23 protein-coding genes are annotated in these 26,760 nt (G+C 62.9%); 16 read left to right on the plus strand and 7 right to left on the minus strand.

What is annotated here, in order from left to right; translation table 11 throughout:
- The 4 genes from VLU25_09745 to VLU25_09760 form a co-directional block, all read left to right on the plus strand.
- A partial coding sequence (locus VLU25_09745) for a hypothetical protein (GenBank protein ID HSR68213.1) occupies positions 1 to 200 on the plus strand: 200 nt, incomplete at its 5' end.
- 134 nt (positions 201 to 334) lie between these two features.
- A complete protein-coding gene (locus VLU25_09750) occupies positions 335 to 667 on the plus strand; it encodes an Lrp/AsnC ligand binding domain-containing protein (protein HSR68214.1) in 333 nt (110 codons plus the stop codon).
- A 162-nt stretch (positions 668 to 829) separates the two neighbouring features.
- A complete protein-coding gene (locus tag VLU25_09755; GenBank protein ID HSR68215.1) occupies positions 830 to 1,309 on the plus strand; it encodes an Lrp/AsnC family transcriptional regulator in 480 nt (159 codons plus the stop codon).
- A gap of 42 nt (positions 1,310 to 1,351) precedes the next feature.
- Positions 1,352 to 3,016, plus strand: coding sequence for a GWxTD domain-containing protein (locus tag VLU25_09760; protein ID HSR68216.1), 1,665 nt, complete (start codon positions 1,352 to 1,354; stop codon positions 3,014 to 3,016).
- 321 nt (positions 3,017 to 3,337) lie between these two features.
- Here VLU25_09760 and VLU25_09765 read toward each other — a convergent pair whose 3' ends face one another.
- The gene (locus VLU25_09765) at positions 3,338 to 5,305 is read right to left on the minus strand and encodes a sulfatase-like hydrolase/transferase (protein HSR68217.1); all 1,968 of its coding nucleotides are present in this window, start codon (positions 5,303 to 5,305) and stop codon (positions 3,338 to 3,340) included.
- Between the two features lie 91 nt (positions 5,306 to 5,396).
- On the opposite strand from VLU25_09765, the gene VLU25_09770 reads away from it, so the two are divergent.
- Both VLU25_09770 and VLU25_09775 read left to right on the plus strand, forming a co-directional pair.
- Positions 5,397 to 7,028: a GWxTD domain-containing protein gene (locus VLU25_09770; GenBank protein HSR68218.1), complete on the plus strand. Its 1,632-nt coding sequence runs from the start codon at positions 5,397 to 5,399 to the stop codon at positions 7,026 to 7,028.
- Between the two features lie 23 nt (positions 7,029 to 7,051).
- A complete protein-coding gene (locus tag VLU25_09775; protein HSR68219.1) occupies positions 7,052 to 8,686 on the plus strand; it encodes a GWxTD domain-containing protein in 1,635 nt (544 codons plus the stop codon).
- 101 nt (positions 8,687 to 8,787) lie between these two features.
- Here the strand turns inward: VLU25_09775 and VLU25_09780 are convergent, their stop codons facing one another.
- Both VLU25_09780 and VLU25_09785 read right to left on the minus strand, forming a co-directional pair.
- Positions 8,788 to 9,144 carry a TraR/DksA family transcriptional regulator gene (locus VLU25_09780; protein ID HSR68220.1) on the minus strand — a complete coding sequence of 119 codons (357 nt, stop codon included), beginning with the start codon at positions 9,142 to 9,144 and terminating at the stop codon, positions 8,788 to 8,790.
- A gap of 38 nt (positions 9,145 to 9,182) precedes the next feature.
- Positions 9,183 to 9,656, minus strand: a complete 474-nt coding sequence (locus tag VLU25_09785) for a 23S rRNA (pseudouridine(1915)-N(3))-methyltransferase RlmH (GenBank protein HSR68221.1) — start codon at positions 9,654 to 9,656, stop codon at positions 9,183 to 9,185.
- 120 nt (positions 9,657 to 9,776) lie between these two features.
- Between VLU25_09785 and VLU25_09790 the strand changes: the two genes are divergently transcribed.
- Positions 9,777 to 10,529, plus strand: a complete 753-nt coding sequence (locus VLU25_09790; protein HSR68222.1) for an MIP/aquaporin family protein — start codon at positions 9,777 to 9,779, stop codon at positions 10,527 to 10,529.
- Between the two features lie 5 nt (positions 10,530 to 10,534).
- On the opposite strand, the gene VLU25_09795 is transcribed toward VLU25_09790, so the two are convergent.
- Together VLU25_09795 and VLU25_09800 are read right to left on the minus strand one after the other, a co-directional pair.
- Positions 10,535 to 11,014 (minus strand): MarR family transcriptional regulator, encoded by a 480-nt coding sequence (locus VLU25_09795; protein HSR68223.1) that lies wholly within the window; start codon positions 11,012 to 11,014, stop codon positions 10,535 to 10,537.
- A 30-nt stretch (positions 11,015 to 11,044) separates the two neighbouring features.
- A complete protein-coding gene (locus tag VLU25_09800) occupies positions 11,045 to 12,661 on the minus strand; it encodes a tetratricopeptide repeat protein (protein ID HSR68224.1) in 1,617 nt (538 codons plus the stop codon).
- A 165-nt stretch (positions 12,662 to 12,826) separates the two neighbouring features.
- On the opposite strand from VLU25_09800, the gene VLU25_09805 reads away from it, so the two are divergent.
- Together VLU25_09805 and VLU25_09810 are read left to right on the plus strand one after the other, a co-directional pair.
- Positions 12,827 to 13,213, plus strand: a complete 387-nt coding sequence (locus VLU25_09805; GenBank protein ID HSR68225.1) for a helix-turn-helix transcriptional regulator — start codon at positions 12,827 to 12,829, stop codon at positions 13,211 to 13,213.
- Entirely contained in the window at positions 13,214 to 15,976 is a 2,763-nt protein-coding gene (locus VLU25_09810) for an ABC transporter permease (protein ID HSR68226.1), read from the plus strand.
- Positions 15,977 to 15,992: 16 nt separating this feature from the next.
- On the opposite strand, the gene VLU25_09815 is transcribed toward VLU25_09810, so the two are convergent.
- Positions 15,993 to 17,999, minus strand: a complete 2,007-nt coding sequence (locus VLU25_09815; GenBank protein HSR68227.1) for a PAS domain S-box protein — start codon at positions 17,997 to 17,999, stop codon at positions 15,993 to 15,995.
- Between the two features lie 264 nt (positions 18,000 to 18,263).
- Between VLU25_09815 and VLU25_09820 the strand changes: the two genes are divergently transcribed.
- The 5 genes from VLU25_09820 (at position 18,264) to VLU25_09840 (ending at position 25,151) form a co-directional block, all read left to right on the plus strand.
- Positions 18,264 to 19,514 (plus strand): Gfo/Idh/MocA family oxidoreductase, encoded by a 1,251-nt coding sequence (locus tag VLU25_09820; protein HSR68228.1) that lies wholly within the window; start codon positions 18,264 to 18,266, stop codon positions 19,512 to 19,514.
- A 26-nt stretch (positions 19,515 to 19,540) separates the two neighbouring features.
- A complete protein-coding gene (locus VLU25_09825) occupies positions 19,541 to 20,833 on the plus strand; it encodes a Gfo/Idh/MocA family oxidoreductase (protein HSR68229.1) in 1,293 nt (430 codons plus the stop codon).
- A gap of 26 nt (positions 20,834 to 20,859) precedes the next feature.
- Positions 20,860 to 21,756 (plus strand): FAD:protein FMN transferase, encoded by an 897-nt coding sequence (locus VLU25_09830; GenBank protein ID HSR68230.1) that lies wholly within the window; start codon positions 20,860 to 20,862, stop codon positions 21,754 to 21,756.
- Positions 21,757 to 21,814: 58 nt separating this feature from the next.
- On the plus strand, positions 21,815 to 24,028 hold the full coding sequence (locus VLU25_09835) for an FdhF/YdeP family oxidoreductase (GenBank protein HSR68231.1): 2,214 nt from the start codon (positions 21,815 to 21,817) through the stop codon (positions 24,026 to 24,028).
- A 109-nt stretch (positions 24,029 to 24,137) separates the two neighbouring features.
- Entirely contained in the window at positions 24,138 to 25,151 is a 1,014-nt protein-coding gene (locus VLU25_09840) for a WD40 repeat domain-containing protein (GenBank protein HSR68232.1), read from the plus strand.
- 343 nt (positions 25,152 to 25,494) lie between these two features.
- Here the strand turns inward: VLU25_09840 and VLU25_09845 are convergent, their stop codons facing one another.
- On the minus strand, positions 25,495 to 25,659 hold the full coding sequence (locus VLU25_09845; GenBank protein HSR68233.1) for a hypothetical protein: 165 nt from the start codon (positions 25,657 to 25,659) through the stop codon (positions 25,495 to 25,497).
- Between the two features lie 5 nt (positions 25,660 to 25,664).
- Between VLU25_09845 and VLU25_09850 the strand changes: the two genes are divergently transcribed.
- Both VLU25_09850 and VLU25_09855 read left to right on the plus strand, forming a co-directional pair.
- Positions 25,665 to 26,555, plus strand: a complete 891-nt coding sequence (locus VLU25_09850; GenBank protein HSR68234.1) for an IS1595 family transposase — start codon at positions 25,665 to 25,667, stop codon at positions 26,553 to 26,555.
- Between the two features lie 10 nt (positions 26,556 to 26,565).
- Positions 26,566 to 26,760, plus strand: a 195-nt coding sequence (locus VLU25_09855) for a hypothetical protein (GenBank protein ID HSR68235.1), incomplete at its 3' end; no start/stop codon positions are given.

Below are 26,760 nucleotides of genomic sequence, written 5' to 3' on the forward strand. Positions count from 1 at the left end.
TCTCGCTGTTCAAGAACTTCCAGGTGCCCTGGATGGGCGGCGAAGACGCCCGGCTGCAGTTCCGCGCCGAGTTCTTCAACATCACCAACCGGGTCAACCTGACCCAGCCCAGCCGCAGCTTCACCTCGAGCTTCTTCGGAAAATCGACGGGAGCTTTCGACGCACGTGAAATTCAGTTCGCGCTGAAGTTCATATTCTAGGTATCGGAGAACCTATCTCCATTGGGCCCGCCGCTCTCGGCCGAGCGCGGCGGGCCTTTTTCGTTGGGCGGCTCCAAAAAGATGAACCTGGCCGAGGTCGGCTGCGTCTCAAGACCATAGACTTGGGAAGGCTCATGAATCTGGCAGCATCATCGGCGGCGAGAAACTGCTTTAAGCGCAGGAACCGGCGCCGACCCGGCAGGTTCTCGGCTTTTGTCTTTGTTTATCTGCAGCCCCAACAACGCGATTCGGCAGTAGCCGACCGACTCTCCCTCCTGCGCGAGGTGGAAGAGATCCATCTCGTTGACCAGGACGACTGCCTTCTGCTCAAGGTGGCGGTGCAAGACCCTGAGGCCCTGGCCTCCTTTCTGCGAGGACCCGTCAAGGGCTGCCCGGGAGTGGACCGCACCCGCACCATGAGCGTGCTGCGTACTGTCAAGAAGCGTCCTGAACTTGTTATCTCTTAGATAACTGGTGATCGCTGAACATCAAAAAAGCCCCTGAACCGTTTGAGACTTACAGTATTAGTAGGGCAATTCGTCTGAAAAGAGCGCCCCAAGAAGAAAAACGGACGCCTGAATTGATTCTCTCTTGACAATTCGTCCCAAACCATCGAATATCGGTGCACAATGCTCGATGACATCAGCGTAAGAATCCTCAACATCATCCAGCAGAATGCCCGTACCTCCAACGCCGAGATCGCGCGGCGTGTAGGCATGGCTCCGTCGGCCATCTTCGAGCGCATTCGCAAGCTGGAATCTCAAGGCGTGATCCAGGGCTATGCGGCCAATCTCGATCCCCAGGTCCTGGGCCTCGAGTTGGTGGCCTATGTCTTCGTCTCCACCGACGAGCGGGGGCAGGCCGTGGATACCGGCACCCTGCTGGCCGAGGTCCCCGAGGTGCAAGAGGTGCACATGGTGGACGGGGAGGATTGTTATCTGATCAAGGTGCGTGCGGCCGACACCGAGAACCTGGCGGAGTTGATCCGCAAGCGCATCCGCGCCATCGAAACCGTCCGCTCGACCCGCACCACCATCGTTCTCAAGACGCTCAAGGAATCGGTGGAGCTTCCTCTCCAGCCGGTGCTCAAGAAGGCTTCCGGCGAATAACCGCGGGCCTGTCCCCACGTCAGCCCCACGGCGAGGCGACCTATGCTGGCACTTTTGCTCATGCTGGCTTTTCCCGTCCTGGAGGAAGGACGGGACTACGAAAAATGGCTGCAGGAGCGGGTCCCTTACATCATTTCCGGGCGCGAGAAAGACGAATTCAATTCCCTGCAGAGCGACGAGGAACGAGAGCGTTTCATCGAGCTGTTCTGGAAGCGCCGCGACCCCGACCCGTCCACCGTCGTCAACGAGTTCCGCCAGGAACACTTGCGCCGCATCGAATACGCCAACCGGCGCTTCGACCGGGAAGGCAAACCGGGATGGAAAACCGCCCGCGGACGCGCTTACATCATCCACGGCCCGCCCGATAACGTCTCTTACTACTACGGCAGCCAGCAGAAGGTCATCGTCCGCAACCCGACCGACATCCTCAACCAGACGGGTACGGCCCAGCCGATCATCGACGTCGAGTTCCCGACTCCGGCCAGCGAGACCTGGATCTACCGCTATCTGCCCTCGGCCACCAGCTACCGCAGCAACTTCACCATCATCTTCGCAAAGATGGATGCCACCGATCTCTACAGCATGCAGAAGATCATCGCATCGGTAGGCAACGACGACGACCTTGAACGGCGCCGACAGCGCGATTTGGCCATCAAGCGCTTCATCACCAACCGCGATTACCTGCGCAACGACTACCGAGTGGTCTACGCCGGCGAGCCCATGGTGGCCGATCTCTCCGACCTGCTCATCAACGTTTTCGATCCCTTCCGCAGCCAACTCATCGACCAGTTCGAGATCATTCGGGCTCAAGCCGACCTGAACCTATCTTCGGGAGAGGTGCTGGAAGAGCGTGCGGAGCGGCGGCGCAAGATGGAAGCGCTGGTTGAAGGCCGGGTCTTCGTGTCGCTGCTTCCCGTCCAGGTCGGGTATGCCTTTTTGCGCAGCCTGGGAGGGCACGTCAACATTCCCCTCCACGTGCAGATCGGACTGGAGGGCGATCCCCGCCCCCGGGAAGTCGACCTTTTCGCTGAGCTGATCAACCCGGAGGGCCAGGCGGCGGCCCAGTTTCAAGACCGTATCCGCAGTCTCGACAAAGACGATGCTCTGAGCCGCCAGGTCTCTTACCAATCGCGCTTAGCGGCCCCTCCGGGACCCTATCGATTCCGGGTCGTGGTTTCCGACATCGAGAACAAGCGCATCGGCATCTGGGAAAAGGACATCGAGGTTCCGCGGCTCAAGGTCGAGGGTTTCGAGGCCAGCGAACTGGTGCTGGTGGAGGAGGTGATCCACCGCGACGAATTCCAGCGCCGGGCCCGCACCCGCAGCCGCCGCGACTGGATTCTCTACGGACAGCAGAATCCGCTCAGACTGGACGAGTGGATCTTCGTCCCCAGCGTCGATCAACGATTCCGCCGCCGCCAGAACCTGACCACCCTGGTCGAGGTCTACAACCCCTCCTTGGACGACGGGAAGCAGCCTCAGGTCAGCCTGCAAGCCGTCTGCCTCAAGCAAGGCAACCAGCCGGTGGCGGCCACCGAAGTCAAGGAACTCACCTACCTCACGGGCGACAACCGCGACATCATCGTCTACGCCCTCAGCTTTCCGCTCAGGACCCTCGATCCCGGCGAGTACGACCTGATGGTGCACATCACCGACCAACCCACCGGCCGCTCCCTGCGCCGCTCCGTTCCATTCAGGATTTATTGACGCGGTCTGGTCCAGAGTTTTAGGCCACCGCCGTTGCGTTATTCCACGCCTTTCAGCGTTGGGAGCGAATTCCTCCCCTTCGGGTCTTCGAACTTCGCCATTCGCACTTCGGACCTCTTTCGGTCGCCGATCGGGAAATCTCCGCAGGAAAGTCCGGGCCCGCTGAAAGCGAGCGATTCGTCAGCCCAGGGTGGGACCCGCCGCAAGCGTAGCGCGGCAAGGGTCAGAACCCTGGGTTCATCGCAGCTCGTTATCCACGCTGAAAGCGTGGGATAAGGTTGGACGTCGACCTGGTTCAGAACTAGGGCCACCGTGGTGGCCCTAGCGTTGCGAGCCCGTGAGGCGCTGGAAGGCGGCTTGATGGCGGCGCGCCTCCTGGGGACGGTCCATTTGCCGGTAGGTGTAGGCCAGCAACTGGTGAATCTCGGCCATGTTGGGATAGCGGGCCAGCACCGAGAGAAAGACCTCCAGGCCTTGCTGCAGGTCGCCTTGGGCCACCAGGGCGCGTCCCAGGCCGACCGGCGCCCGGTTGTCGTCGCCCATCTCCAGGGCTTTGCGGAAGAGTTGCTCGGCCTCTCGCAGGCGTTTCTCCTTAAGGGCGATTCCGCCCCTCCCCACATAGCCCCGCGGACGCTCGGGCTCGAGCCGGGTCAATTGTTCGAAACCCAGCAGCGCCTCTTCCTCAAGCCCCAGGCTCAGGTAAGCGGTAGCCAAGGCGTGGACGGCATCGGCCGACTCGGGGAAGACGCGGATGGCCTCTTTGAACTCGCTCACCGCCAGCATGTAGCTGTTCTGCTGAAAGTAGTTCAGTCCCAACAGATAGCGGGCCGAGTAGATGTCGGGATCTTTCCCGTTGACTTCCCGCAGCAATTGGATGGAGCGCTGCAAATCGCCCTCTTCGCTGGAGATGGTGGCCCGGCGCACTTTGGAGAAGATCTCGATCTTGTCTTTGGGATCGGCGCGTCCCACATCATCCATATCGCTGCCGCTTTCAGCCGAAACCGTCACATAGCCCAGCGACTGCAGGCGCTGGCGGGTTTCTTCATCCATCTCAGCGTGCTTCTGGTCCTGCTCGCCCTCGCGGTTCTTGAACTTGGAGATGGTCTGCTCCAGCAGGTTGTCGTACTGTTCGGCCAGGGCGGTCTTGGCTTCGTAGAGGTTGTCTTCCTCTCCGGGGTCCTGCCTCAGGTCGTAGAACTCCATGCGGGGCGCGCGGATGAGCTTGTAGCGCTCGTCCTGGTAGCTGGTCAAGGAGCTCCACCCGAAGTGGAAGCGGGCGTAGAGCGACTCGCCGTAGCTGGACGCTCTGCCCGGATAGCGTCCGTTGCGCACCAGGCCCAGCAGTCCCCGCCCCTGCATGCGCCGGCCGCCCGCGATCCTCAGCACCTGCAAGATGGAAGGGGCCACGTCGATGGACTGCACTACTTCCTCGATCCGCTTGCCGGCGTACTCTCCGGCGGGGAACTTCATGACCAGGGGGACGTGGAGCGTGGAGTTGTAGATGAAGAACCCATGGGTTTCTTCGCCGTGCTCCCCCAGTCCTTCCCCGTGATCGGCCATGAGGACGATCAAGGAACCGTCGTAAAGCCCCTTCTCTTTCAGGCCCTCCAGCAAGCGCCCCACTTGATGGTCGGTGAAGGCCACCTCGCCGTCATAGGGCCGCTGAGCGTACTGCTCTTTCCAGGGCGGGGGAGGCTCATAAGGGTCATGCGGGTCGAAGAGATGCACCCACAGGAAGAGCGGCCCCGGGGAGGCGGCGTTCCCCTCCTGTTCCAGCCAGCGCAACACCGCGTCCACCGTGCGGTCGCCTCGCCGCTCCACGGCGTTGAATCCGACGCCCCGATAGCCGCTCAAGTCGAAATCGTCATGGTAGTGGTCGAATCCCTGATCGAGTCCCCAGGTCGAATCGAGGGCGAAGGAACTGACGAAGGCGGCCGTCGAGTAGCCCTGCGACTTGAGGATCTCGGCCAGGGTTTCCCTCTCCTCTTTGAGGCGGATGCCCCCGAAGTCGCGGAGGCCGTGATACAGGGGATGGCTGCCGGTCAAGATGGAAGCATGAGAAGGCAAGGTGATGGGCACCTGCACCATGGCTCTCTGGAAGGTCACGCCCTCGCCGGCCAGCGCGTCGATGTGAGGAGTCAGGGACTTTTCGCCCCCTACCCGGTCGGCCCGTAAGGTGTCGATGGTGACCAGCACCACCGAAGGCTTTGAGGCCGTCTGGGCCCAAACCGCCCCCCATCCGGCCAGTCCTATAACGATCGCCCAAAAGCAACGCCCTACCCTTAGCATGGCTCCATTATATAGAAGAGGACGGAAGGGGCTGGCCGCCCCCTCCATGGCCGCTACCGCGCGCGGCCCGGCTATGATAAAATTTTGGACTATGCGTTCCCTGATTTTCGGCGTCTGGATCGGCCTTTGGGCCTTTTCGTCGGCGCATGGGGAGGAGCGCTTCAAGGATTGGGTCGAGCAAGAAGTCAAGTGGATCGCCTCCAAGGCCGAGGCCAAGGAATTCGAGAGCCTCAAGACCAAGGAGGAGCGTCGGGCTTTCATCGAACGATTCTGGAAGCGTCGGGACCCCACGCCCGACAGTGAGCGAAACGAGTACAAAGAAGCGTTCTACGAACGCTTCGAGTACGCCAACCAGAACTTCAGCGAGGGCATTCCCGGCTGGAGAACCGACCGGGGCCGGGTCTACATCATTCACGGTCCTCCCGACCAGGAGCAATTCGTCACCGCCGACTCGGTCTACACGCGACGCGGCGTCCCCTCTTCGCGCGGCGGACAGGGAGGCAGCGCCGCCGCCGGGGCCCAACGCCAACGCATCGTTTGGACTTACTTTTCCCTACCCGCGGCCAAGTACTACAAGGGACGTCTGATCGCCGTCTTCGAGCCGGCCGTGGGACTCACCGAACAAGACTTCACGCTGGGCGAATCGGTTACGGCCCAGGAACACGCGGCCGAGATCTGGGCCCGGGGCGGCGTCCAGATGAGCGACCTCATCCCCACCAGCTTGCGCTACCGGCTGACCCGCGTGGGGCGTCCTGGCGCCGTCTCCACCCGCGGCACCGATGCTCCCGTGGGGGGAATCGGCGACTCGGCGCGCATGATCGAAGACCTGCTGCGCTCCCCCGGAGACCTGCTGGAGGAGAACCAGGCCGAACGGGAGCGCCGTGACAGCAGCCGCCAGGTGCTGCGCGAACAGGTGACGGCCCACGTCAGCCTGGGAAGCCTTCCGGTGCACATGCAGGCTCAGTGCTTTCCCGAACCCGACATGGCCAACCTGACCTTGACCTGGCAACTGCCCATCAAGGACCTCAAGGTGGAGAAGCGCAAGGACATCCGCCATCTCAAGGTCGACCTGATGGTGCAGGTGCGCAAAGCCGAGGACGGCAGCCTGGTGGACGAGATCTACAAGCCGCTGGACATCTTCTACACCAAGGACCAGTACAAGGAACTCAAGGACCAGAGTCTGCGCTACGTCAACGAGTTCAACTTGCCCTACAGCGATTATCGGATCACCACCGTGGTCAAGGACGTTTTCAGCGGCAATATGGGTTCCTCCATCCAATCCGTCAAGACGCCGCCCAACGCGCCCAGCGAAGTGGCCGTCAGCGACATCGTGCTGGCCAGCACCCTCAGCCAGGAATTCGATCCGGGACTCGGCCGCAACCTGGTGGTGGAACAGTGGCAGATCCTGCCCGAGGCCGACTCCTCCTTCCGCCGCAAGGACCGCATGGTGCTTTACTTCAAGATCTACAACCCGGAGACGCGCGACGGCGACCCCTCCTTGATGGCCAGCTACAAGTTCATCGCCGAGGACGGCTCGGTGCCCGCCAGCAGCGGGCCCCGCCTGCTGGACAAGTTTTCCGATCCCGAGACCGGCACCATCGCCTTCAGTTCCATCGTCGATCTCTCCGAACTGCGTCCGGGGCCCTACCACGTGCAGGTCAACGTCGTCGACTATCATTCGCGAAACTACGCCATTAACCGAACCCGTTTCGAAATCCATTAGATGCTCTCTAGAGGACTTAACCTATGCTCGCAAGATTGCTCCCCCTTCTGCTCCTGATTCTGGCCTTGGGCGCCCCGGCGGCGGCCCAGGACGATGATCAGAGACGTCAGGAAGAGTCGGAGGACTACTTCAAGAAATGGCTCGAGACCGACGTCAAGTACATCATCAACGATGAAGAGAAAGACGTCTTCAACAGCCTCACCACTCCCGAAGAGAAAGAAGCCTTCATCGAGCAATTCTGGTTTCGCCGCGATCCCAATCCCAACACCGCCAACAACGAGTTCAAGGAAGAGCACTACCGGCGCATCGCTTTCGCCAACGAGCGTTTCCAGAGCGGCAAGCCCGGCTGGATGACCGACCGCGGACGCGTCTACATCATTCACGGCGAACCGGACTACATCGAGCGCCACCCCTCGGGAGGAAGCTACCAGCGGCCCATCCAGGAGGGCGGGACGCGCACCTTCACCTATCCCTTCGAGGTCTGGCACTACCGCCACATCGAAGGCATGGGAGGCGACATCTCGCTGGAGTTCGTCGACAACTCCTTCAGCGGCGAGTACCGCCTGGCCCTGCGCCCCGAAGAGAAGGACATGCTGCTCTACATCTCGGGCACAGCGCCCACCATCTGGGAACTGATGAGGGTCGACAGCGGACGCATCGACCGAGGATTCTTCCATCCCGGACTGGAGCGCAACGCAGCCTGGCTCAACAAGCACGGCTATTCGTCGCGCGATACTCCCTTCGCCCGCTACAGCCGCTTCGCCCTGGCCACCAGGGCCCCCGACGTCAAGTTTCCCGATCTGCGCCAGATCGTCTCCACCAACCTCACCTACAACGAGCTGCCCTTCCAGGTCGACAGCTCCTACATCCGCATCAACGACAACCAGGTGCTGGTCCCGGTGGCGGTGCAGCTCGAGAACAAGGACTTGACCTTTGAACTCGTCAACGGCGTCCACCAGGCCAAGGTCAATATCTACGGGGTGATCCGCAACATGGTGGGACGCCTGGAAGGCGAGTTCGAAGAGACGGTGGTGGCCGAGTATCCCCCCAACCTGCTGCAGAGGGGGCTGCAGATCAAGTCCCTCTATCAGAAGAACAACCTGCTGGAGGCCGGGCGCCGCTACCGCCTTGACGTAGTGGTCAAAGACCAGAACAGCAATCGCGCCGGAGTTCTGCAGACAGGACTGATCGTTCCCAGGTTCGACAAAGAGCAGGAACTGATGGCCAGTTCGCTGATCCTCTCCAAGATCATCGAACCCGCGCCCGTCAACGCCAAGCCCGACGACCTCTTCGTCATCGGCGACCTCAAGGTCTGGCCCAACCTGGGCGATTCCTTCTATGAAGGGGAGGAGTTAGGGTCCTACATGCAGGTTTACAATATCGAGCAGGATCAGGCCACCCAGCTTCCCGACGTCTCCATCACCTATTCCCTGCAGAACGGCAAGGGAGAGGTGGTTAAGGAAGTGGAGGAGCGCAACGGGGACGCCATCCAATACTTCTCACCCTACCGGATGGTGCTGGTCCGCCATATCCCTCTGACCGACCTGCCCCAAGGGACCTACAACCTGAGCGTCAAGGTGAAGGACCACATCGGCGAAAGAGTGCTGGAAGAAGAGGCACGCTTCGAGATCATCCCCCTGCCTGAAACAACCCAATAGGAAGTGCGGGCTGCCAAGTTCGATTTTCGAAGTGCTGTTACTCGCTACCCAGGCTGGCCGTGCCGCCCCTGCGAACTTCGCATTTCGAACGTCGCACTTCGCTAAAGTCTGCCCTGTTCTTGGAGTTCCTGGCAATCGCGGCAGAGGCGGGCCCAGGGAACGGCCTCCAGGCGCTTCTCGTTGATGGACTCCTCGCAGTTCTGGCACACGCCGTATTGGCCGTTGCGGATGCGGTCGATGGCAGCATTGACCATCTGCAAGAGCTGGCGGTCGGAGTTGCTGAGACGAAACATGAACTCTTTGGTGTAGGAACTGGAGGCCTTGTCCACCAAATCAGGGCTCTCTTCCTCCGACTCCGCCTCTCTGCCGTACTCTTCAGACTTCTTGACCTTGTCGACCAGCTCCTGCTGTTTTTCGAGGAGTTTCGCTTCGAATTGTCGTCGTTGATTATCGTCCATCTGTATCCTCTTGTAACGCAGCCGCCATGGCGGCTTCCTCATTCGTTGTGGTAAGGCAGTCCTTGAAGGATCGTCGCCGCCCGATATATCTGCTCCAGCAAGACCACCCGTGCCAACTCGTGGGGCAATGTCATCCGGCTCAACGACAGTATCCGGTCGGCCTTGCCGCGGACCTCTTGAGGAAGGCCCGTATGGCCGCCGACCACGAAAACGACCTGAGAAAGCCCGCCTAGAGTCCAATGCTTCAGCCAGCCGGCAAGTCCCCGGCTGGTGACCTGAGAACCCCTTTCGTCGAGCACCACCAAGCGGGCTTGCGAAGGCAACCGCTTGAGGATCGCCTCCGCCTCGCGACGCTCGGCGGCGGCGCTTTGATGGGCGTCCTTGCGGTTCTGTTCAGGAACCGTGGAGACGCCCGCCGGATGAAAGCGGCGGATTCTCTTCAGGTATTCTTTTTCCAGGTCGGCCAGCGAAGCCTTCCTGGTCTTGCCGACCCATAAGAATTCAAGTCGCACGCAAAACCGGGATTATACACGGCTTTGTCCCTGCAACAAAGATTCACCCTCTTCTTCACCTGAAAAGTCCGCTTCCAGGCCCAACTTGGCGACGGCCCCCGCTTCGTCTATCCTTTGCCAATGTCTGTCTACACTGCCGAATTCGTGGGAACGCTGCTGCTCATTCTGCTGGGAGTCGGGGTCAACGCCAATGTCCTGCTCAAGCGAACCAAGGGCCACGATTCGGGCTGGATCGTCATCACCACGGGATGGGGGTTGGCGGTTGCCCTGGCCGTCTATTCGGTGGGACGCGTCTCGGGCGCTCACATCAACCCGGCCGTGACGCTGGGACTGGCCTCGGTGGGAGCCTTCCCCTGGGAACTGGTGCCCGGCTACATGGCGGCTCAGATGGCGGGCGCCTGGGTAGGAGCGGGGCTGGCCTGGCTGGCCTACTTGCCCCATTGGTCGGCCACTTCCGATCCGGGGCTTAAGCTGGGGGTCTTCTCCACCGCTCCCGCCGTCCCTTCCAGCGCCTCCAATTTCGTCTGCGAAGTCATCGGAACCGCCGTGCTGGTCTTCGGCGTCATGGCCATCGGGGCCAACGCCAGCCTGCTTGACGGACCTGGAGGCATCGACCTTTCGGTGGCTTTTTCCAGCGGCTTTCAACCCCTGCTGGTGGGACTGCTGGTCTTCGCCATCGGCCTGGGACTGGGAGGCCCCACGGGATTCGCCATCAATCCCGCCCGCGACCTGGGTCCCCGCCTGGCTCACGCCCTGCTGCCCATACCCGGCAAAGGCGGATCGGACTGGGCCTACTCCTGGATTCCCGTACTGGGTCCGCTGGCCGGAGGGGTACTGGGAGCGCTCCTCTTTGTCCTTTTCGACTATCGCTGAAGCTCTCAGGAAGAAGGCTGTTGGGAGCGGATGCGGTCGAGGAGGCGGATGAGGGTGCGCAGATCGTCCCTCTCCAGCATGCCCAAGCCGTCCTTGTCGATATCGAGGATGGGCTGGTCGAGTTCGCTGAGAAGGTCGAGACCCCGAGGAGTGATATAGCAAAACACCTGGCGCCGGTCCTGGCGGCTGCGTTGGCGGCGTACCAGACTCTTGCTCTCCAGACGGTCCAGCAAGCGGGTGATGCCCGGCGTCTGCTCGATCATCCGTTCTCCAATGGCCAAAGTGGGCAGGCCCCCGCTGCCGGCTCCCCGCAGAATGCGCAGGACGTTGTATTGCTGAAGGGTCACTCCGCGGGGCTCCACCACCTGGGAAACCTGCCTCTTGAGCAGGTCGGTGGTGCGGAAGAGAGAAAGCAGCGCTTCCTGTCCTAGCGAGGCGAAGGGCTTGTTCTGTTGAATTTCCTTGCGCAGCGTTCCTTCTTGCATGAACTTTGCTCCTGACCTTGCCTCGAACGCCTAGCCGACACCAGAGGTGAGCTGGCTGGGCCGGACTTCGTCGTCGGCATCTTTCCACACCTCTGCCAGACGGCGGCGCGCCTTCTCGGCGGCTTCCCCATCTCCTGCCGCCGAGGCCGCCCGCATCAGGCCCAGCAACGACAGAGCCCGGTTGGGATGGCGTTGCAGGGACTGTTGGAAGGCCTCCACGGCCTGGGCCGCCCGGCCCCTCTCGAGCAGCACTTCGCCCAGCAACTCATGAGAGGGCTTGACGGGGACAGGCGGTCCGAATCCAGCCGGGAGCTCCGCCTCCCGGGCCGCTGCCTCGTGCAGCAAGTCCAGTCCCTGCGAAGCTTCCTCGCGGGCCAGTGCCAGCAACCCCTGCAACTGAAGGGCCATCACCTGTGCTTCCTGCGTGGGGGGCGGACCCACCCTGGTATAACCGGCCGTATCGCCCCTTTGGCCGGCTTCGGCCTGACGGCGGCGTTCGTTCATCTCCTGCACGATCTGCTGAGCCCGCTGCAAACGTCCGTCTCGCAGCGCCGCCCACCCGTCGGCGAAGAACTGGGCCGCCAGCGAAGAAGGATTCAGCCCCTGCGTCCCCGCCGCCGGAGGCGCCTCGTCGAAACGGCGCGATTCCACCATCTGGGCCGCCCGCATCAGGGCCTGGTGGCGTCGGATATGGGCGGCCTCGTCCTTGGAGGCGTCCTCCTCGACCAGACGCAGCTTGGACATGGCTTCACCATAGCGGCCCTGCTGCAGCAGGGAGTAGTGCAGCCAGTAAAGTGCGTGATAGTTGCGTTCGGATAGGGGAAGATCTCGCTTCTGGCGGCGTTGCTCTCCCGCCCGATAGGAATCGATGTTGGAGGCCTCGGTGTCATCCCACATGCCCAGCGCCAGAAATATGTGGGAAGGCATGTGCAGGGCGTGGGCGGCGGAAGGTGCGATGTCGGCATAGAGACGCGCCTGACGCAGCCCCAAGGGCGCGTGCACCGGATCGTCGTAGGAATGGATGAGGTAGTGCAAGGCGCCGGGATGACGGGGATTCTTCAGGAAGACTTCTTCGGCCACAGCGGCCGCCCGCATGTAGGTGGGGATATGCCGTCCCTGGTGACAAGTTCCCAAGAGAGCCAAGGCGTAAAAGCTGGCCGCCTCGAGGTCCTCCGGATAGCGCTCTCTCATGCGCCCCATGAACTCGGCGTATTCCTGGTCGCGGACGGTCTTTTCCTTCTCGCTGAAGAGAATCTCCACCGCCCTCAAATAGTCTTTCTCGCGCTCGGTGGGAGCCTTGGCCAGCCGTTCTTGGCCGTCGGCGCCCAGCTTTTGCAGGGCCTGGCGGGCCTGCTCGCGGTTTTCCCGGTTCCAAAGGGGATGATTCCAGGTCATGGCCTCGCCCCAATAGGCCATAGCCATGTCGGGATCGGCCTCTTGAGCCTTCTGGAAAGACTCGCGGGCCTCGGGATACTCGAAACTGTGCAGCCAGAGGACGCCCCGGATGAAGTGCTGGCGGGCCATGGGCGACCCCGATACGGGAAAGTCGATTTCCCCCAAGTCCCGCTGAGAAGCGGGCGAGGGCTCCTGCCCGCCCGAAAGCGGCGGCGCCAGCAGAGAGATGAGCAATACCCGGGCAAGAAACATCGATACTCCTCCACGATTCTGATACCGACTCGATTGTCTCACAATTGAAGCAAGGGTAAAAGTGCCTCGATTCAACCACTTAAGAGTGCGGCCCCCTGCGGTTCGAGGGCGACAAATGGCCCCTTGCGGGAATCGGCGAATCATACTATACTGATAATCATTATAATGAAAGCAAGCAGAAAAGAAGGTCGGGAAGGCGCTTCCTCCGCTGCCCAGGTTGAGCGTTTTCTGCCACTCAAACCCGTCGACTTCATGGTTCTGATGGCCCTGCTCGATGAGCCTCGCCACGGATACGGCATCGTCAAGGACATCGAAAGGCAATCCGAGGGGCAGGTCAGCCTGATGCCGGGGAATCTTTACGCCGTGTTGCGCCGCCTGATGGCGGACGGGTTGCTGCAGGAATCGCCGCGGCAACCCGCCGAGGACGAGGATCAGAGAAGGCGTTACTACGGCCTGACCGAGACCGGACGGGCGGTGGCGGCGGCCGAGGCCTCGCGCATGCGCCGCCTGGTTTCCAGCGCCGAGAAGGCCAAGCTGATCGGGGAGGCCTAGATGGAACCGGCCAGGCGGGCCTCGTTCCGCCTCATGATGTGGCTGTGCCGCCGCCTGGGCCTCCTCTACCCGCAGGAAGTGCGGCGTAGTTGCGGGCCTCAGATGGAGCATCTGCTGGAAGACCTGGCCCGTGAAGCTTACCGCGGCGGACCAGCCGCCCGTCTTCGCTTCTGGACGCGGGCGCTCTCCGATTTGCTGCTGCGGGGCGCGGACGCCCGCCTCAAACAGATCCGCCGATCCCTCGCCAGGGGAGTCCTCAGCTCGGCTGTACAGGGCCGGGGAGGCATCATCGTGGGTACCTTGAGACAAGACCTTTCCTTTGCCTGGCGTTCTCTGCGCCGCAATCCCCTCTTCACCATCGTGGCCGTCCTCACCCTGGCCCTGGCCATCGGCGCCAACAGCGCCATTTTCAGCCTGGTCAACGGAGTACTGCTGCAGCCGCTTCCCTACCCCGACCCCGACCGCATCGTGACCCTGTGGAGCACCTGGCGCGGACAGCCCAAGGGCCAACTGTCGATGGCCGAGTTCCTCGACTTCCGGGACCAGGTGGAGAGCCTCGAGCACGTCTCCATCTGGTCAAGCGGCAGCGTCAACCTGACCGGCCAGGGAGAGCCCGAGCGCGTCCGGGCGACCCTCATTACGCCTTCCTTGCAGCAGGTGCTTTCCATCCGCCCTCACCTGGGCTCCCTGCTTCCGGCGGACGCGGGAAGGGTCGTTTCCACAGGCCAGGCACAGGACACCGACCATTACTTGGCGCTGATGGGACACGCCTTGTGGATGAACCGTTTCGGAGGAGACCCGGCCCTGGTCGGGGAGACCCTGCAGATCGACGGCGTGCCGGCCCAGATCGTGGGAATCCTGCCGCCTGGATTCCGCCTGCCTACCGACATCGTGGCGGGCCGCAGCACCGACCTGATCCTGCCCCTGACGGTGAAGGAGTCTTACGACCGCAGCATAAGGGGGTGGCACCAGTACGCGGCCGCCGCCCTGATCAAGGACGGATTCAGCCTGCAACAGGCCGACGCCGAGGTGAGGCAAAGGGCGCGCCGCTTTACCGAGCAGGGACTCTATCCCGAGGAGGGGCTCTACGGAGCTTTCCTGACTCCTCTCAAGGAGGAGGTGGTGGGTCCCTCGCGGGACGCGCTCTGGGTGCTGCTGGCCGCCGTCGGATTCCTTCTGCTGATCGCCTGCGCCAACGTAGCCGGCTTGCAGATGGCGCGCTCCGACCTGCGGCGCCTGGAAATGGACCTGCGCAGCGCCCTGGGAGCGGGACGCGGACGGCTCATGATGCAATTGCTGACCGAGAACGTGCTGCTGGCGCTGCTGGGCGGAGCGGCAGGACTGTTTCTGGCCATGGGACTGGTGGAGTTGCTGGTGACTCTGGGACCGGCCAGCGTCCCCCGCCTGCAGGAAGCGGCGCTGGACTGGCGGGTGGCCCTCTTCACCTTGCTGGTGAGCTTCTTCACCGGGCTCCTCTTCGGCATCGCTCCCGCACTGCGCTGGAGCCGCTCCAGCCATTGCTACGGACTGGGAGGCCAGCGCGTCTCCACCGCCGGCGCCCCGCGGCAGCGCCTGCGCTCGGCGGTGGTGGTGGCCGAGGTGGCCCTGTGCGTGGTGCTGGTGATCAGCGCCGGACTCACAGTGCGTTCGCTCTACAAGCTGAGCCAGGTCGACCCGGGATTCGACCCCGACAACCTGCTGGTCTTCTTCCTGGGACTTCCTGAAGCCGCCTATCCCGACGAGCAGGCGGTGGAGGATTTCCACCGCCGCCTGCTGGAGCAAATCCGCGCCCTGCCGTCGGTGCGCCACGCGGCCTCTTTCCGCGGGCTTCCTCTGACGGGTTCGATCGGAGACTGGGACTTCGAGATCGAGGGCCGACCCTTGGTGGAGGGCAACGAGCCGGTAGGCGACTGGCAGGTCGTCACTCCCGATTACTTCGCCACCATGGGCATGCGCCTGCTCAAGGGACGGGCCTTCAGCCAGGCCGACCGACGGGGCGCCCAACACGTGGTCGTGGTCAATCAGGCCCTGGCTGAAACCTACTTCCCCGACAGCGACCCCCTGGGCCAGCGCATCTCCCAGAACACGCGCGGCCAGGACAAAGACTGGGCCACGATCGTGGGGGTGGTGGAAAACGTCCGTCAGGTGAGCTTCGCTCGCCCTCCCAACAGCACCTTCTACCGGCCCATGGAGCAGTTTCATGAAGCCACCGGACTGATCCGACACGCCATGTGGGTGGGGGTCCGCGGCTCAGGCGATGCCGCCGCATTGGTGCCGTCGGTGCGCCAGGCCCTGGCTCAAGTCGATCCCCAGCTCCCCCTCTCGGCCGCAGCGCCCTTCAGCCAGATCGCCAGCCGCTCTCTCTCGGCTCAACGCTTCGTGACCCTGCTGCTGGCCCTCTTCGCCCTCTCGGCCCTGGGCCTGGCCTGCGTGGGCATTTACGGCGTGCTGGCCTACTCGGTCAACCGGCGCCGGCGCGAGATCGGCATCCGCATGGCCCTGGGAGCCGATGCCCGGCGCCTGCTCACCATGGTGCTGGGAAGCGGCCTGCGCTTGAGCCTGATCGGCTTGCTGGCCGGGGTGCTGCTGACCTTGTCGGCCGGGGGAGTTCTGCAAGCCGTGCTCTTCGGGGTGACGGTGAGCGACCCGCTGACCTACGCCGCCATCGTGCTCATCCTGCTGGCTTCCGCCATGGCCGCCAGCTATCTTCCGGCGCGCCGTGCCGTGCGCGTCGATCCCATCGCGGCTTTGCGTTCGGATTGAATCTGAGAAGGAAGCCTTAATCGTCGAGCATTTGGCGGACTTTGCGGGCGAAGTCGTTGGGTTTGTAAGGCTTCTGCAGAAAGTCGCCGTCGGCGATTCCGCGCAGGGCGGCCGTCTCGCCGGCATATCCCGAAACGTAGAGGACGCGCATGCCGGGACGCTGGGGACGCAGGCGGGCGGCCAGTTGAGGGCCGTTCATGTGAGGCATGACCACGTCGGTCACCATCAGGTCGATAGGATCGTCGAACTGCTCGCTCATGAGCAGGGCTTCTCCAGGATGCTTGGCTTCGATGACGGCGTAGCCGCTGTCGCGCAAGATCTGGCACATCAGCATTCGCACCCCGGCGTCGTCTTCCACCACCAGAACAGTCTCTGAACCGCTGGGACGCGGCTTCTCTGCCTCGGGGGGCGGCGCTCCCGCCTCGCCCGCGGAGGCCTGGCTGGGAGGCAGGTAGATTTCGAAGGCCGTTCCACGTCCCAGACGGCTGTCGACCACCACATAGCCTCCGCACTGCTTGACGATTCCGTAAACCGTGGCCAGCCCCAACCCGGTTCCCTTGCCCACCTCCTTGGTGGTGAAGAAGGGCTCGAAGATATGAGGTTCGGTCTCGGGATCGATGCCGGTGCCGGTATCCCGTACGGCCAAGAAAACCCACTCGCCCGCCGGTACGGTGAACTGAGGCAGCACACGGGGACGGCGCAGTTTCTCGTTGGCGGTTTCGATCGTCAGCGTCCCGCCCTCGGGCATGGCGTCGCGGGCATTGACCACCAGGTTGACGATGACCTGCTCGATCTGAGTCTGGTCGCCTTTGACCTTCCACAAAGACGGCGCCATACGGCTGCGCAGTTCGATGTCTTCCCCGATCAGTCGGCGCAGCATTCCCTCGGTGCCCCGGACCACCTGGTTCAAGTCGAGGTTGACCAGGCTGAGCATCTGCTTTCGCCCGAAGGCCAGCAACTGCTGAGTCAGGGAGGAGGCCCGGATGGCCGACTTGCGGACCTCGGAGAGATTGCCCAGCAGGGGACTGCCGGCTTGCATCTGGTAGGACATCAGGTCGCAGTGCCCCAGGATGGTGGTAAGCAGGTTGTTGAAGTCGTGGGCCACGCCCCCGGCCAGTTGCCCGATGGCTTCCATCTTCTGGGCCTGGCGCAGTTGCTGCTCCAGGGCCCGGCGCTCGGTAATGTCGACCATGACGCCCCGGACGCCCACCACCTCGCCCCGCCGCCGCACGGGACGGCTGGAACTGCGCATCCAGCGGACGGAGCCGCCCTTGGTCACGATGCGGAATTCCATCGGATTCAAATCGCCGCTCAAGGTGCGGGCGAAGCTCTCTTCCAGGCTTTTCAAATCCTCTTCATGGACGAAATGGTGGAAGTGCTTGCCCATGACCTCGGATGGATGGTACTCGGTGATCTGCTCGCTGACCGGCGAAATGTAGAGAATCCGACCATCCAGCCCCAGCGAGAAGATGATGTCGTTGACGTTCTCGACCAGGTCGCGAAAATTGAACTCGGACTCCTGCTGCGCCTCCTCGGCCTCCTCGGGACGGGTGATCACACGGTAGGTCCCCAGCAGACCGATAACGCTCCCCCGGCTGTCGCGAAGAGGAAACTTGTCGGTTTCGATCATCACTTCGCTGCCGTCGGCCCGCAGCAGCGGCTCCTTGATCCCCTTCCGGGGACGCTGCGAGGACATCACCCGCTGGTCACACTCGCGGTAAAAGTCGGCCTGGCGGCGGCGCCACACCATGTCGTAGTCGGTCTTGCCCACGAGTTGCAGAGGGGATTCGACGCCGGCATCGCGGCAGAACTTGCGGTTGCCGCCCAGATAAACGCTGTGGCGGTCCTTCCAAAAGAGAGCGGCGGGGAAACTGTCGACGACAGCCTGCAGGAGATCACGCCGACCTTCCAGCTCGAGCCGGCAGAGGTTGCGGCTGTCGGCCGATTCCAGCTTTTCGATGCGCCCACGGGCCTCCTCGAGCAGGACGTCCAGTTCAGCGGCATCGACGGATGTCGGACTCATGGCAGTGTTCCCCCTTCGAAACGCTGAATCGACCAACCGGCTGACTGCCTTCAATAAAAATTGCCCGGATTGCCTCCCATTTTCTCAGGCTAACCCCAGGCGTAAGGCGAAGGACCCCTCTGGGCAGATTTTTACCATAGATGCTCTTATCCCGTCCAAGGTCCAGTCCTCAATCAAGTTCAATCATGGCATCGGTTCAATGATGGCAAGCCCTTCCAAGAGGAATAGGCCCCAAGCTCGCTCTATGGTAGGATTTGCCGTGACATGACCCGCCCCAAGAGTTCTCGACGCGAGTTCCTGTGGATGAGCGCCGCCGGGGTGACCGCCCTGGCCTCTTTAAGAGGACGCAGCGCCCCCCTTTTCCAGGGTCCGCCCGTGGTCTGCGCCGTGGTGGGCTGCGGCCCTCAAGGTCGGGCCATCATCGAGTCGCTGTCGGCTTGGCAGGAGGCCCGGGTGGACGCCTACTGCGACCTTTACCCGCCCTACCGCAGGCGAGTCTCGCGCATGCTGCCGGAAGCCGCCGCCTATGAAGACCTGAACCTCATGCTGCAGGAGCGGCCCGATATCGAGGCCGTCTTCGTGGCCACGCCGACCCACTTGCACCGCGGACCGGTGGAAGCGGCTCTGGGTGCCGGGAAGCACGTCTATTGCGAGGCGCCAATGGCTTCCACGATAGAGGACGCGCGGGCTATCGCCCAGGCCGCGGCGGCCTCTTCCTCGACCTTCGGCGTGGGGCTGCAATACCGGGCCAGCCCGCTGGTCGAGCACACCGGCAACTTCCTGCGGGCCCGCGCCGTCGGCTCGCTGGTCACCGAAGAGGGGCACGATTACCAAAATACGTCCTGGAGGCGCCCGGTCAGCGACGCCTCCTTCGAAGAGGCCCTCAATTGGCGACTTGATCCGCGTCTGTCGTTGGGGCTGGAAGGAGAGCAGGGCGTCCACGTCTTCGACCATTCGCTGCGCTTTCAGGGGCAGTTCCCTTCAGCCGTCTCGGGCTTCGGTTCGCTGATGAAATGGCATGACGGACGGGAGATGCCCGACACCGTCAACATCGTCCTGCAGTACCCCAACGGGCTGCTGAGCCGCTTCGAAGCCAGCCTGGCCAACTCTTTCCGTCGCCAGTACTACCTGATCAACGGCAGCGAGGGCAGCATCCTCATGCAGCCGAAACGCAGTTGGTGGTTCAAGGAGGCCGACGCGCGGACGCTGGGATGGGAGGTTTACGCCACCCGCGAGAAAATCGGCAACGAAGAGGGCATCGTGCTGCGGGCCGATGCCACCAAGCTGCTGCAAGACGGCAAGATCCCGTCACAGGCCGACCAGAGCGGCGGAAGCCTGCAAGAAGACCCGCTTCACATCGCCGTGGGCGAATTTCTGACTTCGCTGCGAGGGGGCAAACCCTTCCCGGCAACAGCCCTGGAAGGATTTCAGTCGGCTGTTCTGGCCGTCAAAGCCCATCAGGCCGTCGCCTCGGGAGAACGCATTGAAATAGACGCCGCGGAGTTCGAACTCTAGGGCAGGAATCAAGGAGGGGAGATCAGATGTCTGAATCGAAGAATAAGCCAAGCAAGCCCAATGCTCAATCGAGCAAAAAGTCCAACCGGCGCCAGTTCCTGGCCGCTTCAGGAGCCGCATTGGCCGGTGCGGCAGGGGCTTCACGCCTTTCCGCCGCTTCCTACGAGCGAGTGCTGGGAGCCAACGACCGCATCAATGTCGGAGTCATCGGCACCGGCGGCATGGGGACGGCCCACGTGGGACACATTTCCCAGGGCGAACAACCCATCGGCAAACTGGCCAACGCGGACGTTACCGCCGTCTGCGACGTCTACCAGAAGCGCCGCGAATACGCCGCCGAACTGGGGTCGGCCAAGCCTTACCTGAGCCACGAAGACCTGCTGGCCTCCAACGACGTGGACGCCGTCATCATCGCCAGTCCCGAACACTGGCACTACCGCCACACCGTCGACGCCTTGCACGCCGGCAAAGACGTCTACCTGCAAAAGCCCATGACCCGCACTTTCGAGGAAGCCAAGTCGCTCTATGAGCTGATCAAGGACAGCGACATGGTCTTCCAGTTGGGGTCGCAATACTTTCAGGCCCCCAATTGGAAACGGGCCCGCCAGCTCTTCCAGCAGGGCCTGATGGGACACGTCACCATTTCCCAGACCAGCTACTGCCGCAATAACCCCGAGGGCGAGTGGAACTACGATATCGACGAGGAGGCCGAACCGGGCAAGAACCTGGACTGGAACCGCTTCCTGGGTTCGCTGCCCTACGTCGACTACGACCCGGAATACTACTTCCGCTGGCGCAAGTACCGCCGCTTCTCGGGAGGAATCATCACCGACCTCCTTCCTCACCAGATCCACTGCCTGAGCTACGTACTGGGCGCCGAGTTTCCCCGCAAGGTCTCCTGTATCGGCGGACAATACCTGCATCACGACCGCACCGTGGGCGACACCACCGTGATGACGGTGGAGTTCGAGTCCTCCACCATGATCGTAGCCGGGTCGACCATCAACGAAACCGGCCTGGAGAACCTCATCCGCGGACATCGCGGCAACATGTTCGTAGCCGGCAACTCGGTGCGCATGGTGCCCGAGCGGGTCTATGCCGAAGAGTTCGATCCGGTCGAAGAACGGCTGGAGCCTGCCGAGATGGGCGAGAACCAGGTGCACGTGCTGGAGTGGCTCAACTGCATCCGCGAAGGCAACGAGCCCACCTGGAGCGTGGAGCCGGCCTTCAAGGTGATGACGGCGGTGGCCATGGCCGAAGAGTCCTACTTCAGCGGACGCACCCTTCACTTCGACCCCGAAACCCTGGAGGTTTCCTGAAGTTCGTCCGCCTGGCCGCCGAGGCCATGAAATGCCGCTTCGAGCTGGTGCTGGCCGGAGAAGACCTGATTCGGCTGCGGGCGGTGGGCGAAGAGGCACTGCAAGAGATCGAAAGCCTGGGGCGGAAGCTCAACTTCTTTTCGCCTTCCAGCCTGCTCTCGCGCCTCAACCGCCAGGCTTCGGCGGCTCCCGTGGCGGTGGACGCACGGCTCTACCAACTGCTGGCCTTGTGCCGCCACCTCCACCGTGAGACCGAGGGCGCCTTCGACCCCACCGTCTCTCCGCTGCTTGAAGCGTGGGGATTCTGGCGCCGTGAAGGGCGGCGTCCTTCTCCCTCCGAGCTGGGGGCTGCCCTGGACCGGGTGGGCTTCCACAAGGTGCTGATGGACGACCGGAAGCGCACCGTCCGCCTGACGGGAGGCGCCACCCTCAACCTTTCCTCCATCGCCAAGGGCTACGCTCTCGACTGCGCCGCTGAAATCCTGCGCGAGTACGGAGTCGAGAGGGCTCTGCTGCATGGCGGCACGAGTTCCGTGCTGGCCCTGGACGCGCCCGCTCCTTCGGGCTGGAGGGTGGAAATCGCCGACCCGCGCGATAAGCAGCGCGGCCTGCTGCGCCTCCATCTGCGCCGCCAGGCCTTGAGCGCCTCGGGCAACCACCTCAACCTGCTGCGCCTGGCCGAATCCTCCGGACCCGAGGCGCAGCAGGACGCACCCGCCCGCATCGGCCATGTCATCGACCCCCGCAGCGGACGCCCCGTCCAGCACACCCTGCTGGCGGCGGTCACCACCGACGGCGCGCTCCCCCTCCCCGCCGCCCGCGCCGACGCCTACGCCACCGCCGCCTTGGTCGCCGACGGCGCCCCTCCCGCCTGGCGGGAGAAGGTCGGCCTTTTTCACAAGGTGGCTGCCCGCAGCGGATGAGCGCCATGCTCTGTCATCGGCTCATCTGCTACATTAGGGGCGCGAGGACGAACACCACATGAGCCGAAAGCGCGTACCCCGGTATTGGGCGGGACTCTCGCCCAACGGACTGGGACGGACCAAGCCCAATCACTACTGGGACATGCTCAAAGTCGCCTGGGAGAACCGCGACCAGCTTCCCTTCGCCTGGCGCATCCTTAAGAACGGGGTTTGCGACGGATGCGCGTTGGGAACCACCGGGCTCAAGGACTTCACCATGGACGGGGTGCACCTGTGCACCGTCCGCCTCAATCTGCTGCGCCTGAACACCATGCCGGCGCTGGATCCGGCGGTGCTGGAGGACGTCGCCCTGCTGGCCGAGAAATCGAGCAAGCAACTGCGGCGGCTGGGACGGCTTCCCTATCCCATGCTGCGCAGCAAAGGCCAAAAGGGCTTCCAGCAGGTTTCCTGGGAGGAAGCCATCGCCCTGGCCGGACGGCGCATCCGCCAGACCTCTCCCGACCGGCTGGCCTTCTATTTGACCTCGCGGGGCATCACCAACGAGGTCTACTACATGGCCCAGAAGGCGGCCCGCTATCTGGGCACCAACAACGTCGACAATTCGGCCCGCATCTGTCACTCGCCCTCCACGACCGGAATGGGCGAAACCCTGGGCGTGTCGGCCTCGACCTGCTCCTACAAGGACTGGATCGGCAGCGACTGGGTCATCTTCATCGGCTCCGACACTCCCAACAACCAGCCCGTCACCACCAAGTACCTCTACTACGCCAAGCGCAAGGGGACGCGGGTGGCGGTGGTGAACCCCTACAAAGAACCCGGACTGGATAACTATTGGGTCCCCTCGGTGACCGAGAGCGCGCTCTTCGGCACCAAGATCATGGACGAGTTCTTCCCCATCCACACCGGCGGCGACGTGGCTTTCTTCAACGGCGTCCTCAAGCATCTGATCGAGGACGGCGCGCTGGACGAGTCCTTCGTGGCCCGGCATACCGAGGGATTCGAAGAGACCAAGGCGGAGCTGGAAAGACAGTCCTGGGAGGACCTGGAAGCCCTTTCGGGAGCCACCCGCCAGGACATGAAACGACTGGCCCGCCTGCTGGGAGAGGCCCGTTCGGCGGTCTTCGTGTGGAGCATGGGAATCACCCAGCACGCCCATGGGGTCGAGAACGTCAAGTCCATCGTCAACCTGGCCTTGGCGCGCGGATTCGTGGGACGCGAGCATTGCGGACTGATGCCCATCCGCGGACACAGCGGAGTGCAGGGCGGCGCCGAAGTGGGCTGCATCCCCGGCGCCTTCCCCGGCGGACGCCCGGTCAACCGGGAGACGGCCCGCGAGATGAGCGAGTTATGGGGATTCGAGGTGCCCTCGAAACCGGGGCTGGAGGCGGTGGCGCAGATCGACGCCTGCCAGGCGGGGGAAATCGACGTCCTCTACTTGGTGGGCGGCAATTTTCTGGAGACGCTGCCCGATCCCGACTTCGTGCGCCAGGCGCTGAGCAAGCCGGACCTGCGCATCCACCAGGACATCGTGGTCTCCTCGCAGATGCTGGTGGAGCCGGCGGGAGACGTGCTGCTGCTGCCCGCCGCCACCCGCTACGAGCAGCCTGGAGGCGGCACCGAGACTTCCACCGAGCGCTACATCTATTACTCGCCCGAGATTCCGGGCCGGCGCATCGGCACGGCGCGTCCCGAGTGGGACGTCATTCTTCAAGTGGCTGAATCGGCGCGTCCCGCCCAGTGCGACAAAATCCACGTCGAGCACACTCAGGAGATCCGCGAGGAGATCGCGCGGGCGGTGCCCAAGTATGCGGGCATCGAGAAGCTTTCCAAGAAGGGCGACGCGGTGCAGTGGGGCGGACGCCTGCTCTGCCGCGACGGCGACTTCCCGCGTCCGGGGGGGAAAGCGGCTTTCTCGCCGCTGCGTCCGCCCGACTCGGGAGTCCCCGATGGCAAGTTCATGCTCTCCACCCGCCGCGGACGCCAGTTCAACAGCATGGTCCAGTCCAAGCGCGACCCGCTCACGGGAGCCCGCCGCCAGGACGTCCTCATGAATCCCGACGACATGCGCCGCCTGGGCCTCAAAGACGGCGCGCCCGTCCTGCTGCGCTCCCGGGCGGGCAGCTACCGAGGCCACGCCAAAAGCGCACCCATGCGTCCCGGAAACCTGCAAGTCCACTGGCCCGAAGGCAACGTCCTCATCCCCCACGGCCCCAAAGCCGCCTCCGGCGTCCCCGACTACAACACCCTTGTCGAACTCGAGCCGCAAACCTAAAGGGCCTTCCCTCCATAGCTTTGGCGAAGGAGAGCCGCTCCCGACGACCGATCACGGCGGGCATGGCCGTGACCACGGCCCAAGAACCAGTTCTGCTAAAATCCCACCCGTGTCTAGAGATGGCCATCATGCCGATGCCGTAAGCGGCGTGGCCGAACTGCTGCGCCTCGACGGCCACCAGCAGTGGATAGCGCGTCCCGCCTGGTCGCGGGACGGACGCCTGCTGGCCACGCCCTCGGCCGACCGCACCCTGCGGCTGTGGGAGGCCGAGAGCGGACGCCTGCTGCGCACCCTCGAGTGCGGACTCAAGATGGCCACCTGCTGCGCCTTCTCCCCCGACGGACGGCTGCTGGCCGTGGGGTCAGTCAACAACCTGCTCACCGTGTGGGAGGTGGAGACGGGCCAAAAGCTGCATTCCCTGCGCGGACACGTCAAGAGCGTCATGTCGCTGGCCTTCTCCTCCGACGGGAGCCTGTTGGCCTCGGTTGCCTACGACCAGATGATCCTCATCTGGAAGACCTCGGACTGGAGCGAACTGCGCCGCCTGCAAGGACACGCCGATTACGTGCTGGACGTCAGCTGGGCTCCCGGCGGTTCCATCCTGGCCTCGGCCTCCGACGACGGCACCGTGGGACTTTGGGAAGCGTCCACCGCGACCCCCGTCAAGCTCTTCAAGGGCCACTCCGACAAGGTCAAGAGCGTCGGCTTTTCGCCCCAGGCCGACCTCATCGCCTCGGCCTCTCAAGACCACACCGTGATGCTTTGGGACCCTGGCCGGGACAAGCCCGTGGGCGCCCTGGAGGGACACGAAGACGCCGTCCACTCGGTGGCCTTCTCCCACGACGGAGCGCTCCTGGCCAGCAAATCGAAAGACTCCACCGTGCGCCTTTGGGACCCCTCCAGCCTGACCCAACTTGCCTCTATCCCCGAGCCGGCTTCCAAGTCGTCCCTCTCCTCCTTGTCGTTCCACCCCTCCCGTCCCGTTCTTGCTTCTCATAACGGATCGGCTCTGCGCCTCTGGCAACTGAGTCCGGAGAAACTGCTGGCCAATGCGCCTGCGCCAGACAAGCCCCACAAGCCTTCGCTCTTCTCTCGGGTCAAATCCTTGCTGGGCAGCCGCTAGGGCCACTAGGTGGCCAGCAAGTTCACACACGAATCAAGTTTCAGCGACCGCGCTGAAGGCCTGATTGCTCTCGGCGGTATGAGGCTGCTCGCTATTGCTGCCGGTCATGAATCCTGAGCCAGGACCCTCCCTTTCTTGTCCCTGCAAGGGACGGATTCGCCAGCCCGGCGACTGTGTTAAAAGTCAGGTCCGGGCTCGCTGAAGGCGAGCGATTCGCCAGCCCAGGGTCAGCCGCGGCGAGCGAAGCGAGACAGCGGCGCCACCCTGGGTTTCGGGATTATATACTTGACACAAGGTCGCCCCTCTGATACTATTGACTAGTATGGAGTTAGGGCCTACGAGTTCACGATTTCTTCTTGCCGCTCCGGCGGGCTTCAGCTTCGCGGGCTTCCTTCTTAAGTTCGCGGAGCACTTTCTTGTCGAACACCCGCTCGATCACGTCGTCGCTCGTGAGCCTGTTGATTTCCTCAGCGCTCATGTCGCTGATTTTCTTCTTGGTTGGAGCCATATCTAATGCCTAAGACTAAGAACCTGAACCTCGTTAAGTTGATTGAACACTTCGGCAGCGAAGACGAGTGCCGCAAGTACCTGGAGGGCGTGCGCTGGCCCAATGGCGTCGAGTGTCCACGCTGCGGCTGTGAAAGCGTTTCGGAGATCAAGGACCGGGGACAATTCGACTGCAACGAATGCCGCTACCAATTCTCCGTCAAGGCCGGTACCATTTTCCACGATTCGCACCTTCCGCTTCAGAAGTGGTTCATCGCCATCTATCTCATGCTTGAGTCCAAAAAAGGCGTCAGCGCCAACCAGCTCAAGCGTACCATCGGCGTTTCCTACAAGACCGCCTGGTATCTCTGCCACCGCATCAGAGAGGCCATGAAGAACGGCGACGAACCGAAACTGCGAGGGACCGTCGAAGTGGACGAGACCTTCATCGGGGGCAAGCGCAAGGGCGTGGGCAGCGGCAACCGCGAAGGCAAGACGTTGGTGATCGGCGCAGCCCAGCGAGGCGGAGAGATCCGGCTCGACATCATCAGCGACAGGGGCCGCAGGACCCTCCACAAATTCATCCACGGCCATGCCGAGAAGGACTCGACCGTCTACACCGGCGAATGGCAAGCCTACCTGGGTGTGGTGCAAGACCACGAGACGGTCAACCACCATATCGAGGAATGGGTCAACGGACCGGTCCACACCAACACAGCTGAGAGCGTCTGGAGCCTGCTCAAGCGCTCCATCGTCGGTGCCTATCATAAAGTCTCCGTCAAACATCTCGACCGCTACCTCGATGAACTCGAATTCAGGTTCAACAACCGGCGCAATCCCTTCATCTTCAGGGATGCCCTGCGGCTGATGGTCGGTACGGGAAACATGGAGTATAGAGAACTTATTTCGTCGGGATAGAGGACTGCACATGAGCCATCAAAAAGCACGACGCGCGCTTAACGATAATGATGTCATCCTAAAGCCCCTCTCCAACGACCCTGTCAAGCAGGCTCTGTGGAATCTTACGAAAGGTCTTTTTGAAGTGTCTCGGGCTTTAGAAGCCGACCTCAGGGACGTCCAGAATCGCCTGTCTCGCCTTGAATCGCAGGTGAAAAACCTAGAG

The sequence above is a fragment of the Acidobacteriota bacterium genome (genome assembly GCA_035471785.1).
In the GTDB taxonomy this organism is placed as follows: Bacteria; Acidobacteriota; UBA6911; order RPQK01; family DATIPO01; genus JANQFM01.

Excerpts from the sequence above, each read along its gene's own strand:
- VLU25_09750 (HSR68214.1), top strand. The coding sequence starts at position 335 with ATGAATCTGGCAGCATCATCGGCGGCGAGAAACTGCTTTAAGCGCAGG.
- VLU25_09755 (HSR68215.1), top strand. The coding sequence starts at position 830 with ATGCTCGATGACATCAGCGTAAGAATCCTCAACATCATCCAGCAGAAT.
- VLU25_09760 (HSR68216.1), top strand. The coding sequence starts at position 1,352 with ATGCTGGCACTTTTGCTCATGCTGGCTTTTCCCGTCCTGGAGGAAGGA.
- VLU25_09765 (HSR68217.1), bottom strand. The coding sequence starts at position 5,305 with ATGCTAAGGGTAGGGCGTTGCTTTTGGGCGATCGTTATAGGACTGGCC.
- VLU25_09770 (HSR68218.1), top strand. The coding sequence starts at position 5,397 with ATGCGTTCCCTGATTTTCGGCGTCTGGATCGGCCTTTGGGCCTTTTCG.
- VLU25_09775 (HSR68219.1), top strand. The coding sequence starts at position 7,052 with ATGCTCGCAAGATTGCTCCCCCTTCTGCTCCTGATTCTGGCCTTGGGC.
- VLU25_09780 (HSR68220.1), bottom strand. The coding sequence starts at position 9,144 with ATGGACGATAATCAACGACGACAATTCGAAGCGAAACTCCTCGAAAAA.
- VLU25_09790 (HSR68222.1), top strand. The coding sequence starts at position 9,777 with ATGTCTGTCTACACTGCCGAATTCGTGGGAACGCTGCTGCTCATTCTG.
- VLU25_09795 (HSR68223.1), bottom strand. The coding sequence starts at position 11,014 with ATGCAAGAAGGAACGCTGCGCAAGGAAATTCAACAGAACAAGCCCTTC.
- VLU25_09800 (HSR68224.1), bottom strand. The coding sequence starts at position 12,661 with ATGTTTCTTGCCCGGGTATTGCTCATCTCTCTGCTGGCGCCGCCGCTT.
- VLU25_09805 (HSR68225.1), top strand. The coding sequence starts at position 12,827 with ATGAAAGCAAGCAGAAAAGAAGGTCGGGAAGGCGCTTCCTCCGCTGCC.
- VLU25_09810 (HSR68226.1), top strand. The coding sequence starts at position 13,214 with ATGGAACCGGCCAGGCGGGCCTCGTTCCGCCTCATGATGTGGCTGTGC.
- VLU25_09815 (HSR68227.1), bottom strand. The coding sequence starts at position 17,999 with ATGAGTCCGACATCCGTCGATGCCGCTGAACTGGACGTCCTGCTCGAG.
- VLU25_09820 (HSR68228.1), top strand. The coding sequence starts at position 18,264 with ATGACCCGCCCCAAGAGTTCTCGACGCGAGTTCCTGTGGATGAGCGCC.
- VLU25_09825 (HSR68229.1), top strand. The coding sequence starts at position 19,541 with ATGTCTGAATCGAAGAATAAGCCAAGCAAGCCCAATGCTCAATCGAGC.
- VLU25_09830 (HSR68230.1), top strand. The coding sequence starts at position 20,860 with ATGAAATGCCGCTTCGAGCTGGTGCTGGCCGGAGAAGACCTGATTCGG.
- VLU25_09835 (HSR68231.1), top strand. The coding sequence starts at position 21,815 with ATGAGCCGAAAGCGCGTACCCCGGTATTGGGCGGGACTCTCGCCCAAC.
- VLU25_09845 (HSR68233.1), bottom strand. The coding sequence starts at position 25,659 with ATGGCTCCAACCAAGAAGAAAATCAGCGACATGAGCGCTGAGGAAATC.
- VLU25_09850 (HSR68234.1), top strand. The coding sequence starts at position 25,665 with ATGCCTAAGACTAAGAACCTGAACCTCGTTAAGTTGATTGAACACTTC.